Source organism: Acidovorax sp. BL-A-41-H1 (assembly GCF_051942715.1).
Genome location: NZ_JBPVJQ010000003.1, coordinates 1,206,871 through 1,222,495 on the forward strand (window position 1 = coordinate 1,206,871; position 15,625 = coordinate 1,222,495).

A 15,625-nucleotide genomic window follows, 5' to 3' on the forward strand; every position below is an offset into this window, starting at 1 on the left:
AGCACTGAAAAAATGGCTTCCAGCGTTTTGCGAGATGCCCGCCGCATTGTGGTGAAGGTGGGCTCCAGTCTTGTGACCAATGAGGGGCGCGGCCTCGACGAGACCGCCATTGGCGAGTGGAGCCGGCAACTGGCCGCGCTGGTGAGGGGCGACGGTGGCGGCGCCCCGCGCGAAGTGGTCATGGTGTCCAGCGGCGCGATTGCCGAGGGCATGAAGCGCCTGGGCTGGACCACCCGGCCACACGAGGTGCACGAGCTGCAGGCCGCTGCTGCCGTAGGCCAGATGGGCCTGGCTCAGATGTACGAGACCAAGCTGCGTGAGCAGGGCATGGGCAGCGCGCAGGTGCTGCTGACGCACGCCGACCTGGCCGACCGCGAGCGTTATCTGAATGCCCGCTCGACGCTGCTGACGCTGCTGCGGCTGGGCGTGGTGCCCGTCATCAACGAAAACGACACGGTCGTCAACGACGAGATCAAGTTCGGAGACAACGACACTCTGGGCGCGCTGGTGGCCAATCTGGTCGAGGCCGATGCTTTGATCATCCTCACCGACCAGAAGGGCCTCTACACCGCCGACCCCCGGCGCGATCCGGCGGCGCAGTTTGTGCATGAAGCCAAGGCAGGCGACCTGGCGCTTGAAGCCATGGCGGGTGGCGCGGGGTCCAGCATCGGCAAGGGCGGGATGATCACCAAGATCCTCGCGGCCAAGCGGGCGGCCGGGTCCGGCGCATCGACCGTGATTGCCTGGGGCCGTGAGCCAGACGTTCTGTTGCGTCTTTCTGGCGGGGAATCGCTGGGCACGCTGCTGGTGGCGCAGACGCAGAAGAAGCAGGCGCGCAAGCAGTGGATGGCCGACCATCTCCAGATGCGAGGCGCCGTGGTGGTCGATGGCGGAGCCGCTGCCAAGGTGCGCGACGAGGGCAAGAGCCTGCTGCCTATCGGCATGACTGCCGTCGAAGGGGACTTCTCTCGCGGGGATGTCATTGCAGTGCGCGATGCATCCGGTGTGGAGATCGCCCGGGGGTTGGCCAACTATGCTGCGGCCGAGGCGCGGCTGCTGTGCCGCAAACCCTCTGCTGAATTCGAACGCCTGCTGGGGTATGCAGCCGAGCCAGAGATGGTGCACCGCGACAACATGGTGCTGGCTGCTGGCTGAGCGAGGGCCTGACTGCCGGACCTCTCTTGGTCGACTCGGGCAGAAACTGCTGGGTTTGCGTCGAGCCCAGCGATCGATTTTCCCGGAAAGCCGGCGGAGTGGGATGATCAGGGAAACAGTCTCAAGCTGCCCTTTCGCCCAGTCGAGCGGACCGGGAAAGAAGTCGGCCCGAGATCGGCCCTTGACCTGTCAGCGCGGATCGGTCGTGCTGGGGATCGCGTCCAGCTCCCCGGGGATGCTGGTCTGCGGGTCCGGGTCAAAGCTCGCCCCAGGGGGCAGCTCCATCCCAGGATTCACCAGCATTGAGCCCGAACGGAACATTGCGCCCGCGTGCTCACCCTCACGCGTGCGCATGCCGCTGCGCAGATAACGGTTGCGCTGTTCATGACGTGGCAGGTAGCGGGCGAGTTCAGTCAGTGCCATCTCGTAGACACCGCGCTTGAACTCCACCACCACGTCCAGCGGCACCCAGTAGTCGTTCCAGCGCCAGGCGTCAAACTCCGGGTGGTTGGTGGCGCGCAGGTTCAGATCCCAGTCGTGGCCGACCAGCTGCAGCAGATACCAGATCTGTTTCTGGCCCTTGTAGTGGCCGCGTGCATCGCGGCGGATGTACCGGTCTGGCACCTCATAGCGCAACCAGTCTCGGGTTCGGGCCACCACGCGAACGTGGTTGGGCAATAATCCCACCTCTTCGTGCAACTCGCGGAACATGGCCTGTTCGGGGGTTTCGCCCCGGTCAATGCCACCCTGCGGGAACTGCCAGCTGTGGGTGCGTATGCGCTTGCCCCAGAACACCTGGTTCTTCTGGTTGAGCAGGATGATGCCGACGTTCGGCCGAAAGCCGTCCCGGTCAAGCATAATCAAACCCCAAATTTTTAAACTGCGTCCATTATGCACGGCGCCTAGCGCGCGGCAAGTGGACCGCTTCGTTCTGCCCGAACCCGCCGCCGATGAAAGCCTCCCAATTCTTTATTTCCACCCTGAAGGAAGCTCCGGCCGACGCCGAAGTGGTCAGCCACAAGCTCATGATGCGGGCGGGGCTGATCAAGAAGCTGGGCGCTGGCATCTACAACTACATGCCCATGGGCCTGCGTGTAATCCGCAAGGTGGAAGCCATTGTGCGCGAGGAAATGAACCGCGCAGGCGCCGTGGAACTGACCATGCCCGTGGTGCAGCCGGCCGAGCTGTGGCAAGAAACCGGTCGCTTCGACAAGATGGGCCCCGAACTGCTGCGTATCCAGGACCGCCACGGCCGCGATTTCGTCGTGCAGCCCACCAGTGAAGAAGTGATCACTGACATCGCGCGGCAGGAGCTGCGCAGCTACAAGCAGCTGCCCAAGAACTTCTACCAGATCCAGACCAAGTTCCGGGATGAGCGCCGCCCACGCTTTGGCCTGATGCGCGGCCGCGAATTCATCATGAAGGACGCCTACAGCTTTGACCGCGACCAGGCGTCTGCCAAGGCCAGCTACCAGGTCATGGCCAAGGCCTACCGGCAGATCTTCGACCGCTTCGGCCTCACGTACCGCGCCGTAGCGGCAGACAGTGGCGCCATCGGGGGCGACCTGAGCGAGGAATTCCAGGTGATCGCCGCCACGGGCGAAGATGCCATCGTCTACTGCCCGCAGAGCGATTACGCGGCCAACATGGAAAAGGCCGAGGCGCTGGCACCCGCCGGCCCGCGCGGCACTGCCAGCCAGGCCATGACCAAGACTGCCACGCCAGGCAGGAGCACCTGTGCAGATGTGGCCGAGCTGCTGGGCGTACCGCTCAACACCACCGTCAAGTCGCTGGTGCTGGCCACGGACGAAACCAACGAAGCGGGTGAGATCGTCAAGAGCCAGGTGTGGCTCCTGCTGCTGCGCGGCGATCACGACATGAACGAGATCAAGGTGTCGAAGGTGCCGGGCCTCGCCGGGTTCCGCTTTGCCACGCTGGGCGAAATCGATGAGCACTTTGGCTGCAAGCCGGGCTATCTGGGCCCCATCGGTCTGAAAAAGCCGCTGAAGATCGTGGCCGACCGCGAAGTCGCCTTGATGGCCGACTGGATCTGCGGTGCCAATGAGCCCGACTTCCACATCACCGGCGTGAACTGGGGCCGCGACTTGCCCGAGCCGGACGCGGTTGCAGACCTGCGCAATGTGGTGGCAGGCGACCAATCTCCGGACGGCAAGGGTGAACTTGCCATCGAGCGCGGTATCGAAGTGGGCCATGTGTTCTACCTGGGTACCAAGTACAGCCGCGCCATGAACGCCACCTTCCTCGATGAAAACGGCAAGCCGCAGCCCCTGGAAATGGGCTGCTACGGCATCGGCGTGACACGCCTGCCAGCCGCTGCCATCGAGCAGAACCACGATGAGCGCGGCATCATCTGGCCCGACGCGATTGCACCCTTCACCGTGGTCATCTGCCCGGTGGGCATGGACCGCAGCGAAGCCGTCAAGGCGACTGCCGAGTCCCTGTACGCCGACTTGTTGGCAGCCGGTGTAGACGTCATCCTGGACGACCGCGGCGAGCGCCCCGGCGCGATGTTTGCCGACTGGGAACTCATTGGCGTGCCCCACCGGGTGACGATTGGCGACAAGAGCCTGAAGGAAGGCATGGTCGAGTACCAGAACCGTCGCGACGCCGCCGCCACCAAGGTGGCCACGGCAGACATACTGGCCCACGTGAAGGGCCGCATGGCTGTATGACGGCGCGGTGGGATCCGGCGCGAAGCCCTGGTGCCTCCTTGGTGCAAGGGGTCACGCGGCGCGGGCTGATGTTTGCGGTCTCGTCTGTTGCTGCGCCCGCCGGATGGCTGGCCGCGCCGGCAGCCGCCCATGCCGGCGGTCAGCTCGAAGAGCCGCTGATGGACTCGGTGCGCACGGCGCTCAGCTCGGCCATCGCCAACCAGGCTCCGCCCGAGCCCGAATTTTTCACCACCGAATCCCGCCTGCACTACCTGCGCTGGCTGGGCACGATGAGCGACCGCCTGCGCCGGCGCAAGCCCGAATGGGAAGTGCGCCGTGATTTCTTGCAGACGGTGTGGTACGAATCCAAGCGTGCGGGGCTTGACGTATCGCTGGTGCTCGGCCTCATCCAGGTGGAAAGCGCCTTCCGCAAGTTTGCAGTGTCCAGCGTGGGTGCGCGCGGCTACATGCAGGTGATGCCGTTCTGGACGCGCGTCATCGGCGATGGGGACCCGGGCAAGCTGTTCCACATGCAGACCAACCTGCGGTTTGGCTGCGTGATCCTGCGGCACTATATTGACCGCGAGCGGGGTGATCTGTTCATGGCCTTGGGCCGCTACAACGGCAGCCGGGGGCGTTCGCCGTACCCAGATGCCGTGTTCGGTGCGCAGCGCCAGTGGTTGTTTGGAGAGCCCGTCAAACAACTGCCTGCAGCGTAGCTTCCCGGCCTGGCCTGCAAGCCCGGTGTCTTCCGCGACTTGATGGGCTGGCAGGGTGAGTGAGGTGACGCCGAGACATCAGCGTCGCTCGTACCAGCCCTTCAGCTGGCAGGCGGCAGGAGCGGGCTGGCAGGCTCTGCTGCAGGGCTGGTGCTGGTGCCCACCCGCGACACCATGACCTGGTCCACGCGGTAGCTGTCCACGTCCAGCACCTCGAACTTGTAGCCGCCCCAGGTCACGCTGTCCGTGCGGCGCGGCACACGGCGCAGCATCACCATCAGGAAACCGGCCAGCGTTTCGTACTCGTCTGCATGGGGCAGCTCGTCGAGCGACAGCGCATGGAGCACATCCTGCACTGGCGTCACGCCGTCGATCAGCCATGAGTTCTCATCGCGCCGCACGATCTGCTCCTCATCGGCCGGCCCCACCAGGTCGCCCATCACCGTGCTCATCACGTCGTTGAGCGTGACCACGCCCACGACCAGGCTGTACTCGTTCACGATCACGGCAAAGTCTTCGTGCACATGGCGGAACTGCTCCAGCACTTCCGACAGCGTGAGCCGGTCGGGCACGATGAGCACCTTGCGCACCAGGCTGTCGTCCGCCAGCGAGATGGGCTGGTTGTTCAGCACGCGCTGGAACAGATCCTTGGCATCCACGTAGCCCACCACGTGGTCGATGTCGCCTTCGCACACGGGATAGGTCGAAAACGGCTCCGCCGCGATGCGCAGGCGGATCACTGCATCGGGCTCATCCCGCAGGAAGAAGGCCACCCGGTCGCGCGGCGACATGGCACTGGAGACCATGCGCGTATCCAGCTCGAACACGTTGGTGATGACCTGCTGCTCGCGCGCGGCCAGCACGCCCGCGCGCGCGCCAGCTTCCATCATGGCCAGGATGTCGTCCGAGGTAATACGGTCGTCTCGTAACGACGACAGGCCGAGCGCGCGGAACAGCATGTCGGCACCGCGGCTGTAGAACCACACCAGCGGGCGCAGCAGCGTCATGCACCACGACATGGGCTGGGCCAGCCGCACGGCCAGGCGCTCGGGGTTGGCCATGCCCAGGCGCTTGGGGAACAGGTCGGCAAACAGGATGAACAGCGAGGTGATGACGAGGAACGACACCAGAAACCCGGCGGTCTGTGCCGTGGCATCGGAAAACCACAGTCCGAACAGTGCTGCAAAGTGCGGGCTCAGCGCCCCTTCGCCAACGATACCGCCCAGGATCGCCACCGCGTTTTGCCCCACCTGCACCACCGTGAAGTAGTCGCTGGGCTGCTCCTGCATGCGAAGCACCCGGTCGGCCTGAGGCACCCCTTCATCGGCCATCTGTCTCAGCCGCAGGCGGCGCGCGGCCGCCAGCGAGATCTCGGCCATCGAGAAAAACGCGCTGGCCGCGATGAGGATCAGAATGACGAAAAGGCTTTGCGAAAGGGTCATGGGCAAGGGCAGGGCGTGCAGGGCACAGGGCTACCAAGTGTATCTGCGGCCCCTGTGACCATGCGGCGCCTGGGCCGTCGCCCGGCGAACAGCTGGAGCGGCGGCCCGGTCGAATCGTTGGGCGGCTACTGCACGAAACCGATGCGGCCGCGCCCGGCAGCGGCCCGGGGCAGATCCGCCACTTCCACGGTGGATCTGCGATCCAGCCGCGCGTTGCCAAAGCCCGTCATCAGCGCGCGTCGCATTTCGCGCGGCGGCATCTGGGCCAGCTGGTCCAGCACGTCGCCCGAGGGCTCCGGGTCGATCAGCCGGCCCCAGTCGTGCCCGGCCCGTATGCCTGCGTACAGGTTGCGCGCAATGGTGCGGGCCTGGTCCAGTGTGGGGGCCTCCACCTCGAACACGTTCATGCGGTTGAGGATGGGGTCCGGGATGCCCCGGCTGTCGTTGGCCGTGGTGATCCAGATGACCTGGCTGGCGTCAATCGCCACCTCGGCAAACTCGTCAGTAAAGCTCTGGGCGGTGTCGTGCTCCAGCAGGCTGTACAGCGCGCCCAGCGGGTCGTATTGCGCGTCGCTGCTGGCCTTGTCGATCTCGTCCACCACGATCACCGGGTTGGCGTATTCGCCCTCTACCAGCGCCTCGAACACCTTGCCAGGGCGCGCGCCTTTCCATTGTGCGGACGAGCCCGACAGCAGCCAGCCAGCCGTCATGGAACTCATGGGCAGCAGGTTCATGCCGGTGCCCAGCAGCTCGGCCAGCTGCCGCGCAAAGTGCGTCTTGCCGATGCCGGGCGGGCCGAGCAGCAGCATGGGCGTGACCTCCAGGCCATCGCTGCTGTCCTGCGCCAGCGCCACATGGCGGCGCACGTCGTCCAGCACATCGGTGAAGTTGGGCAGCTGCTCGTACAGGCTGGCCATGTCGGGGATGCCCGCAGGCTTGACCTGAAAGCGCTCTGGGCCGCGTTCGAGCATGCGTTCGTACACGGTGCGCAGGGTTTCGTACTCGCGCTGGTTGCCCGACTCCTGCAGCCGCGAGAGCTTGCGCTCGACGTCGCCGGGGTGGAACACATTGCGCATCTGGGCCACCGGAATGCGCAGGGCCGGCGACTGGGGAACAAGGCTATGGCTGGTCATTGCATGCTCCTTCGTGATGTGGGTCACGCATTCATTCAAGCACACAACATGCCCGCAGCAGTACCGGAAAAGACCCGATTTGGTGCGTCTGTTGCGGCCAAGCCAAACGCCAGCGAACGCTGAGGGGCACCCAGCAAAAAGCCGCCCGGAGGCGGCTTGTCGTGCGGTGGGGGCGGAGCCCCGCGCGTGGGCGATCAGCCTTCGGTGCCCAGCACCTGCTTGAGCTCGCCCGATTCGTACATCTCCATCATGATGTCCGAGCCACCAATGAATTCGCCCTTGACGTACAGCTGCGGGATGGTGGGCCAGTTGCTGTATTCCTTGATGCCCTGGCGAATCTCGTCGTCTTCCAGCACGTTGACGGTGACCACGCTCTTGGGGTCCACGCCGCAGGCCTTCAGGATCTGGATGGCGCGGCCCGAGAAGCCGCACATGGGGAAGCTGGCGCTGCCCTTCATGAACAGCAGGACCTCGCTGGATTTGACGAGGGAGTCGATGCGTTGCTGGGTGTCGCTCATGGGAATGCTCCTTGAAAGGGGTTGCTGGCAACCGTCAGGTGGTCGCAGCCGGAATCGGGTCAGATGAGTGGATTATTTCACTGTCTCAGAGGTGGGGGCTACCCCGCCGGTTTCACCCCCACTGCCTCCTTGCCATCGCGCGCCTAGGAGCCTCTGCACGAATCAAGCGGTAAGTGGGCGCTGCGGATCGGGATGGGCTGCCAGGCGCAAAACGCAGCAATAGCCGCAGCTATTGCGCGTATTTGCAACGCAGCAGACCGCCCGAGGCCGCAGATGCACACGGCGCGCTGATTTGTGCAGAGGTTCCCTGGCGTGCACTCATCCAGGCCAGCGGCCGCCGGTGCAGCGGGCAATGCCAGACAGGTCGTCGCGGCTCTGCACGTCGGTAAACCCGCGCTCGGCCAGGATCTGTTGTACCGCGGCTGCCTGGTCGTGCCCGTGCTCCAGCAGCAGCCAGCCGCCCGGCACCAGGTGGTCTGGCGCCTGCCGGATGATGGTGCGGATGTCCTGCAACCCATCGGCGCCGCTGGCCAGGGCCTGCAGCGGCTCGTGCGTCAGGGCGGCCAGGTGCGGGTCGTCTGCCGCGATGTAGGGCGGGTTCGAGACGATCAGGTCAAACGGGCCATGCGTCAGGCCGGCCAGCCAGTTGCCCTGTGCAAACTGCACCGGCAGTCCCAGCCGTTCGGCATTGGCACGCGCCACGGCCAGTGCGCCTTCGCTCGCGTCCACCGCCAGCACCTGCGCCTGCGGGCACTGGTGCTGCAGCGCCAGCGCAATGGCGCCGCTGCCGGTGCCCAGGTCCACGATGCGCGGCGCGGGCTGCGGCAGGGCCAGCATCAAAGCCCAGTCGACCAGCGTCTCGGTATCGGGCCGGGGGTCGAGCACGCGGGCGTCTACCTGCAAGGGCAGGCCGTAGAACTCCTTGTGGCCAGTCAGGTAGGCCACGGGTTCGCCCGCCAGACGGCGCTCGCACAGCGCGGCAAAGCGGGCCTGGGCGTCGGGCTCCAGCGGGTCGGTATCGTGCGCCAGCAGCCACGCGCGGCCGGCGTCGCGGCGGGCCAGCACCTGCAGCAGCAAGAGCTGGGCGTCGATGCGCGCCAGGCCTTGCGCCTGTGCCTGGGCCAGCGCCTGCGCGAGGGTCATGGTGGATATGGTCACTATGCTTTTGATAGCTGCAGGGGATTATGAAACGGGGGCTACAGGCCAATCTGGCTAAGAAATGGCTTGCGTCAGCCGTTGGTGCCCATCTCCAGCTCTTCCAGCTGCTCGGCCTCGCGCGCGTGGGCCAGAGCGGTCAGCACGTCGCCCAGGTCGCCTTCCATCACGGCCAGCAGCTTGTACAGCGTGAGGTTGATGCGGTGGTCGGTCAGCCGCCCTTGCGGGAAGTTGTAGGTGCGGATGCGGTCGCTGCGGTCGCCGCTGCCGATCAGGCCCTTGCGCAGCGCGGCCTCCTTGGCGGCGCGTTCGCTGCGCTCTTTTTCCTGAATGCGGGCCTGCAGCACCTGCAGCGCTTTGGCCTTGTTGGCGTGCTGGCTGCGGCCGTCCTGGCATTCGGCCACGATGCCGGTGGGCAAGTGCACCACGCGCACGGCCGAGTCGGTCTTGTTGATGTGCTGCCCGCCCGCGCCGCTGGCACGGAAGGTGTCGATGCGCAGGTCGGCCGGGTTGAGCTTGATGGCCTCATGTTCGTCGGGCTCAGGCATCACGGCCACGGTGCAGGCGCTGGTGTGGATGCGGCCTTGCGTTTCGGTGGCGGGCACGCGCTGCACGCGGTGGCCGCCGGATTCGAACTTGAGCGCGCCGTAGACACCGCTACCGGAGGGGCCGCTACCGGGCGCACCCTCGATGCGCAGCACGATTTCCTTGTAGCCGCCCAGTTCAGCCGCGTTCTCGCTCACCACCTCCACCTTCCAGCCTACATTGGCGGCGTAGCGGGTGTACATGCGGGTTATGTCGCCGGCAAACAGGGCGGATTCATCGCCGCCTGTGCCTGCGCGGATTTCCACAAACGCGTTGCGCGCGTCGTCAGGGTCCTTGGGCAACAGCAGGCGTTGCAGCTCGTCTTCCAGCTGCAGCAATTCGGCCTCTGCACTCGTGATTTCTTCCTGCGCCATCTCGGCCATGTCGGGCGAATCAGCAGAAGACACCAGCATCTCGCGCGCACCCGCTAGGTCGGCTTCGCGCTGCTGGTAGCGGGCGTAGCGGCCTGCCACCTGCGTCACCTCGGCATGCTCGACGGAGATGCGGCGGTACTGCGCCATGTCGCTCATGATGTCTTCGCGCGAGAGCAGGAAGTCGAGTTCGCCCAGACGCTGTGCGTAGCGCTCCAGCTGGGTTCGGAGGAAGGGTTTCATGGAGTTTTGGAAAAGAGATTTGCTACGAATTTTGTAGCTGAAGGTGCTTGTGATTCAAGGACCTTGGGCCGATTTGACTTCAAATCGGTGCGGCAGAGCGGGCGAGCGCCGCTACAGGCCGTTGTGGTTGCCGGTCTTGGTCTGCGAGCGCAGGAACAGGCGCGAGACGGTCTGCGCCGTCTGGGCGCGCATCTCGGCGTCGCCCGCGCGCAGTTCGGCCAGGGTGCCGTGCAGCATTTTCTGCGTGAGGCCGCGCGAGAGCGCTTCGAGCACGGCGTCCATGTCTTCGCCCTTGGCCAGCAGCTTCTTGGCGCGGGCGATTTCGAGCGCACGCCATTCGTCTGTCTGGGCGTTGAGCTGCTGGATCAGCGGCACCACGCCGCCTTCGCCCACGGCAGGGCTGCGCAGCTCCATCCAGTGCATGAAGCTTTGCACGCCAGCGTCGATGATGGCTTCGGCCTGGGCTACAGCGGCCTGGCGGTTGGCCTGCGCGGTTTGCACCACGGTGGCCAGGTCGTCCACGGTGTACAGGTACACGTCACCCAGGGCCTTCACTTCGGGTTCAATGTCGCGCGGCACGGCCAGGTCGACCATGAACATGGGGCGGTGGCGGCGCTTCTTGAGGGCGCGCTCCACGGCACCCAGACCAATGATGGGCAGGCTGCTGGCCGTGCAGCTGATGACGGCGTCAAACTCGTGCAGGCGCTCGGGCAGGTCGGCCAGGCGCATCACTTCACCGCCGAAACGGGTGGCGAGCTTCTCGCCCCGCTCCAGGGTGCGGTTGGCAATGGCGATGGCCTTGGGGTTCTTGGCCGCGAAGTGCGTGGCGCACAGTTCGACCATCTCGCCCGCGCCCACGAACAGCACCTTGGTTTCGGTCAGGTCCTCAAACAGCTGGCTGGCCAGGCGCACGGCGGCCGCCGCCATGCTGATGCTGTGCGCGCCGATCTCGGTGCTAGTGCGTACCTCTTTGGCCACCGCAAAGCTGCGCTGGAACAGCTGGTTGAGCGTGGTGCCCAGGGCGCCGGCTGTTTCGGCGGCGCGCACGGCGTCTTTCATCTGGCCCAGGATCTGCGCTTCGCCCAGCACCATCGAATCGAGCCCACTGGCCACGCGGAAGGCGTGGCGGGCGACCAGGCTGTCTTCCAGCGTGTAAGAGTGCGATGCCAGAAGAGAAGTGCTGACGCCGCCGCTGTGCGCCAGCCAGCCCAGCGTGTGCTCCATGGCGGGCTGCTCGCCGGCGCAGTAGATTTCGGTGCGGTTGCAGGTGGAGATGATGGCCGTTTCCACCCCCGGGTGGCGGCCCGCACCGCCGCCAGAGGTGCCCAGCGACTGGCGCAGGCCGTGCAGCGTGGGGGCGATCTGGTCGAGCGCGAACGCGAACTTTCCGCGCAGGTCGAGCGGCGCGGTGTTGTGGTTGATGCCGAGGGCCCAGACTGCCATGGTGGCCCGATTATAAAATTGTTGGCCCCATCCGGCTTGCCACTTGCTGCAAGCCTTGATGTGGGTCAAGTCCATGGGTCCACTCGACATCCTCAACCACCTGCTCAATTTCATCGCGCCTGCCGCTGCGCTGGCGCTGGCACTGGTGCTGTGCGGGCGCTTCCTGGGTGCCAAAGGCGCAGCAGCCGGGCCGCGCTGGCGCCAGTTCACCATCGTCTTTGTTGTGGGGCTGGCGGTGCTGGCCGGTGGGCTGGTGCTGTGGGGTCGCGACGGCAAGATGCTGACCTATGCGGCACTGTTGGTGGCTACCGCGACCTGCCAGTGGGTGCTGGTGCGCGGCTGGAAGGGCTGAGCGGCGCCACTGGAGCGGTGGGGCACCCGGCCCCGCAACGCACATCTCTCTCGGAATGCTCCGTTGCTCTGGTAGCCTTTCACGACGGCGCTGCACAACGTCCGCGCCGGCGAGTCCCCGCGTCTCTTCGACGCTGCCCTTTCCCAACAATACTGACGGCCACCGTCTGGAGACACCGATGAAGCTCATCCGTACCTGCCTTGCACTTGCTGCGGGCGTTGTCCTGTCGCTCACTGCCCATGCGCAGGCGTTTCCGTCCAAGCCGGTGCGCATCGTCATCGGCTTTCCGGCGGGTGGCCCGCTGGACCAGCATGCCCGCCTGCTCACCGACAAGCTGCAGGGGGTGCTGGGCCAGCCGGTGGTGCTGGACTACAAGGCGGGCGCTGGCGGCACCGTGGGCGCGCAGGACGTGATGAAGGCCACCCCTGATGGCCACACGCTGATGCTGGCCAACACCGGGGTGATGGTGATCAACCCCGGCCTGTACAGCCGCCTGCCGTACGCCACGCTCAAGGATTTCGTGCCGATTGCGCGCACCGCCATGCAGCCGCTGGCGCTGCTGGTCAACCCCAACGTGCCGGCCAAGACCCTGCCGGAATTCATGGCCTACGCCAAGGCCCGGCCCGGGCAGGTCAACTTCGGCTCGGCCGGCAATGGCGGCATCAGCCACCTGGTGCCCGAGATGTTCAAGACCGCCACGGGCCTGTTCATGGTGCACATCCCGTACCGCGGTAGCGCACCGGCGTTCACCGACCTGATGGGCGGGCAGGTGCAGTTCATGGCCGAGAGCATTCCGCAGGCCGCGGCGTACCACAAGCAGGGCAAGGTGCGCGCCCTGGCCGTGACCAGTCGCGAGCGCAACCCGGCGCTGCCCGATGTGCCCACCGTGATCGAAAGCGGCATCAAGGGATTCGAGGTGGTGGGGTTCTACGGCTTCCTGGCGCCTGCGGGCACGCCCAAAGACGTGGTCGCCAAGCTCAGCGATGCCTTTGGCCAGGTGATGCAGATGCCCGATGTGCGCAACCGCATGGTGAGCCAGGGCGCGGACCCGGCCTTCCTGGGTTCGGATGACTTTGCGAAATTCCTGGCCGCCGAGATGCCTCGCTGGGCCGACGCCGTGAAGAAGTCGGGCGCCAAGGTGGACTAACCCCCCCTGCGCTGGCTTGCCGCGACCGGCCGGCGCGGCGCAGCCGGTGGACTTCCCTGGCCCGGGCCCCGGGGCCGGTGTTTTTGGCCCAGTTTGGGCCAAAAACCCGTCAGGCCCTTGTTTTACTTGCCCTGATAGCTACAAAAAAAGTAGCGCTACACCGCGGGGTTGCCGGATGCCAAACCCGCGGTGGCAGGGGCCGCCGCTGCGCCTCCCGGCCCGCCGGGCGTATACGGTGCCACTGCCGTGGTAGCCGGTGGCGACAGCGAGAGGCCCGCTTCGCGCAGCGCCGCCAGGATGGTGAACAGCAGGTCGCTGCGCACCCCGCCGGTGTTGCGCGGGTTGCTCACGTAGCCGATGGCCAGAAATGTGAGGGTGCCGTTCAGGATGCCTTCCAGCTGCACGATGGGCTCCGGGTCGTCCAGCACGCCCTCGTGCGCATGGAAGGCCGCCAGGATGACCTCGCGCATGCGCTGGGCGTCGGTGTCCAGCGGCGCGGGCAGGCGCAGCAGCACGCGCCCGGGGGCACCCGCCAGCGTCATGTTGCGCACGGTCTTGGTGATGAACTCCGAGTTGGGCACGATCATGGTGGAGCGGTCGCCCAGCTGGATCTCGGTGGCGCGCACGTTCACGCGGCGCACGTCGCCTTCGGTATCGCCCAGCACCACCCAGTCGCCCACCTTCACGGGCCGCTCGGCCAGCAGGATCAGGCCCGAGATGAAGTTCTGCACGATGGCCTGCAGGCCAAAGCCGATGCCCACCGACAGCGCACTGGCCACCCAGGCAATGCGCTCCACGCTGATGCCCATGCTGGCCAGCGCCACCGCAATCACCACCACGCCGCCCACATAGCCCAGCAGCGTGACGATGGAGCTGCGCATGCCCGGCTCCAGCGACGTGTTGGGAAAGTACCGGTCGCTCAGCCAGCGCTTGAGCAGCCGGATCAGCAGCAGCCCGGCCACCACCACGGCCAGCGCGGTCAGCAGGGCCTGCGGCGCCAGCGTGAAGTCGCCCACCTTGAGCGTCTGGTCCACCGCGCTGCCGCGCCGGAACACCTCGTCCGGCCCGGTGCCAAACGGCGCCATGAGCGCGACGATCATGTAGAAGAACAGCACCACCCGCAGCACGCCCGACACCAGCACCGATGCCTGGTCGAGCAGCTTTGCATCAATGCCCAGGCCCTTGTGCAGCCGCTGGCCGAAAGCGCCGGGCGACGACAGCACGGCCTCGCATACATCGTCCACCAGCTGGAACAAGAGGTACGTGGTGGCAAAGACCAGCCCGGTCCACAGCATCTGCCGCGCCAGCGTGGCGGCCAGTGCCACATAGCCCAGGGCCACGAGCAGCACCGTGGCCGCAATGCCTATGCCTGCACCGGCCACCAGCAGGCCCACCCACAAAGGCCGCTGTGGCGCGGTTGCAGCCTGACCGGTATCGGTAGCGTCTGCAGGCTGCGCCACCACGGCGGGCTCGGCGGCAGGCGCTGGCACGGCGCGCAGATGGCGCAGCGCGAGGGCTGCGACGACAGAGATTCCCAGCGCCGTAACCACATGGACCGCCACCTCGGCCGCCAGACTCGCACCAATCAGGCTGTTGACCTCGGTGACCAGCGCGCTCAGGGACGCAAAGATGGCCAGCCACCACGGGTAGGGGCTCAGCCGCCGTGCGAGCTCGTCCGACAGCCCCGGCAGGCGCCACGAGCTGCGCTTGCGTGACAGCAGCGCATGGCCCAGGCCGACCACAAAGGCCGCAAACACCGCCAGCCGCACCGTGGCGCGCGCCAGGGTCTTGAGCGGGCCGTCGAGATTGCCGGCGGCCTCCAGCCCGCTCCAGGCCAGCTGCACGGCCAGGCCGATCAGCAGCATGTGCACCAGCACCGCCGCAGTCGCCAGCAGGGAGCGGCGCAGCCGACCCGCGGGTAGCTGGGAAGGCACGAGCCGCACCAGCAGCCGCTCGGCCAGCCAGGTGCCGCCCACCGCCAGCAGCAAGGCGGCCACCAGGCTGCCCACAAAGGTGGTGCGGTGCTCTGGTTGCAGGGCCACGGCGACCGCCTGCCGCAGGCTGCCCGCCAGCGACTGCAGCCGCGCCGTGTCGCTGGGCAGTGCGCTGCGCAGGTTGTTCCAGAAGGTGCGGCCCAGGGGCGAGCCCACCCGTGCCGTCAGTGCAGCCTGGAACAGCTCGCGCCGCTGGCGGATCAGTTCGGTGCCCAACTGCTCGGCATCCACGCTGATCAGACGGGCGAGCTTGACTTCAGCGTCCACGGCAGCGCGTTGCTTGGCCAGCGCGGTGCGCTGGCCGGCCACATCGGGCGCGTCGGGTGCTGCACCCTTTTGCGGGGCGGGCCCCAGGCGGGCCAGGCGCGAATCTATGTCGGCCAGCTCTTCGGTACGCCGCGCGGCCAGCTGTTCGGCCGAGGCGCCGATGGCGTTGACATCCCCCAGCAGCTTGCGGCCGTCGTCCTCATCACCCAATTTTTTGGGAACGGCATCCAGCTGGCGCCGCAGTTCTTCCACGCCGGGCAGCTTGGGTTCATCTGCGGCCGATGGCTTGCTGGCGGCGGCAGCCGGTGCGGGTGCTGCGATGCCATTGCCTTGGGCAAACGCCGTGGGTGCGGCGCTGGCCAGCAGCATCAGGGCCAGCAGCCAGCCGAAGGGGAGTGTCCGCCACCAGCGCGGTGCGTTGTGCAGTGG

At 66.6% G+C, this 15,625-nt stretch carries 13 protein-coding genes; 5 read left to right on the plus strand and 8 right to left on the minus strand.

From position 1 onward, the window contains the following. Positions 1 to 12 precede the first annotated feature (12 nt). Positions 13 to 1,155 carry a glutamate 5-kinase gene (gene proB, locus ACTPOI_RS06425; RefSeq protein WP_440107518.1) on the plus strand — a complete coding sequence of 381 codons (1,143 nt, stop codon included), beginning with the start codon at positions 13 to 15 and terminating at the stop codon, positions 1,153 to 1,155. 189 nt (positions 1,156 to 1,344) lie between these two features. On the opposite strand, the gene ACTPOI_RS06430 is transcribed toward proB, so the two are convergent. Then, positions 1,345 to 2,013 (minus strand): RNA pyrophosphohydrolase, encoded by a 669-nt coding sequence (locus ACTPOI_RS06430; RefSeq protein ID WP_069103610.1) that lies wholly within the window; start codon positions 2,011 to 2,013, stop codon positions 1,345 to 1,347. Positions 2,014 to 2,105: 92 nt separating this feature from the next. Between ACTPOI_RS06430 and ACTPOI_RS06435 the strand changes: the two genes are divergently transcribed. Both ACTPOI_RS06435 and ACTPOI_RS06440 read left to right on the plus strand, forming a co-directional pair. Then, positions 2,106 to 3,848, plus strand: a complete 1,743-nt coding sequence (locus tag ACTPOI_RS06435; RefSeq protein WP_440107528.1) for a proline--tRNA ligase — start codon at positions 2,106 to 2,108, stop codon at positions 3,846 to 3,848. 68 nt (positions 3,849 to 3,916) lie between these two features. Continuing rightward, on the plus strand, positions 3,917 to 4,546 hold the full coding sequence (locus tag ACTPOI_RS06440; RefSeq protein WP_440107530.1) for a lytic transglycosylase domain-containing protein: 630 nt from the start codon (positions 3,917 to 3,919) through the stop codon (positions 4,544 to 4,546). 101 nt (positions 4,547 to 4,647) lie between these two features. Here ACTPOI_RS06440 and ACTPOI_RS06445 read toward each other — a convergent pair whose 3' ends face one another. The 6 genes from ACTPOI_RS06445 to hemA form a co-directional block, all read right to left on the minus strand. Then, on the minus strand, positions 4,648 to 5,988 hold the full coding sequence (locus tag ACTPOI_RS06445) for a hemolysin family protein (protein ID WP_440107532.1): 1,341 nt from the start codon (positions 5,986 to 5,988) through the stop codon (positions 4,648 to 4,650). Positions 5,989 to 6,113: 125 nt separating this feature from the next. After that, entirely contained in the window at positions 6,114 to 7,121 is a 1,008-nt protein-coding gene (locus ACTPOI_RS06450; RefSeq protein WP_440107534.1) for an AAA family ATPase, read from the minus strand. Positions 7,122 to 7,315: 194 nt separating this feature from the next. Beyond that, complete coding sequence (gene grxD, locus ACTPOI_RS06455; protein ID WP_069103606.1) at positions 7,316 to 7,639, minus strand: Grx4 family monothiol glutaredoxin; 324 nt, start codon at positions 7,637 to 7,639, stop codon at positions 7,316 to 7,318. 318 nt (positions 7,640 to 7,957) lie between these two features. Continuing rightward, positions 7,958 to 8,782 carry a peptide chain release factor N(5)-glutamine methyltransferase gene (prmC, locus tag ACTPOI_RS06460; protein WP_440107536.1) on the minus strand — a complete coding sequence of 275 codons (825 nt, stop codon included), beginning with the start codon at positions 8,780 to 8,782 and terminating at the stop codon, positions 7,958 to 7,960. An 86-nt stretch (positions 8,783 to 8,868) separates the two neighbouring features. After that, positions 8,869 to 9,993: a peptide chain release factor 1 gene (gene prfA / locus ACTPOI_RS06465; protein ID WP_440107538.1), complete on the minus strand. Its 1,125-nt coding sequence runs from the start codon at positions 9,991 to 9,993 to the stop codon at positions 8,869 to 8,871. Positions 9,994 to 10,104: 111 nt separating this feature from the next. Next, on the minus strand, positions 10,105 to 11,436 hold the full coding sequence (gene hemA / locus ACTPOI_RS06470; RefSeq protein WP_440107540.1) for a glutamyl-tRNA reductase: 1,332 nt from the start codon (positions 11,434 to 11,436) through the stop codon (positions 10,105 to 10,107). A gap of 73 nt (positions 11,437 to 11,509) precedes the next feature. On the opposite strand from hemA, the gene ACTPOI_RS06475 reads away from it, so the two are divergent. Further along, positions 11,510 to 11,788, plus strand: a complete 279-nt coding sequence (locus tag ACTPOI_RS06475; RefSeq protein ID WP_440107542.1) for a hypothetical protein — start codon at positions 11,510 to 11,512, stop codon at positions 11,786 to 11,788. Positions 11,789 to 11,966: 178 nt separating this feature from the next. Further along, positions 11,967 to 12,935: a Bug family tripartite tricarboxylate transporter substrate binding protein gene (locus ACTPOI_RS06480; RefSeq protein WP_440107544.1), complete on the plus strand. Its 969-nt coding sequence runs from the start codon at positions 11,967 to 11,969 to the stop codon at positions 12,933 to 12,935. Between the two features lie 155 nt (positions 12,936 to 13,090). On the opposite strand, the gene ACTPOI_RS06485 is transcribed toward ACTPOI_RS06480, so the two are convergent. Beyond that, on the minus strand, positions 13,091 to 15,565 hold the full coding sequence (locus ACTPOI_RS06485; protein ID WP_440108280.1) for a DUF3772 domain-containing protein: 2,475 nt from the start codon (positions 15,563 to 15,565) through the stop codon (positions 13,091 to 13,093). Between the last annotated feature and the right edge of the window lie 60 nt (positions 15,566 to 15,625).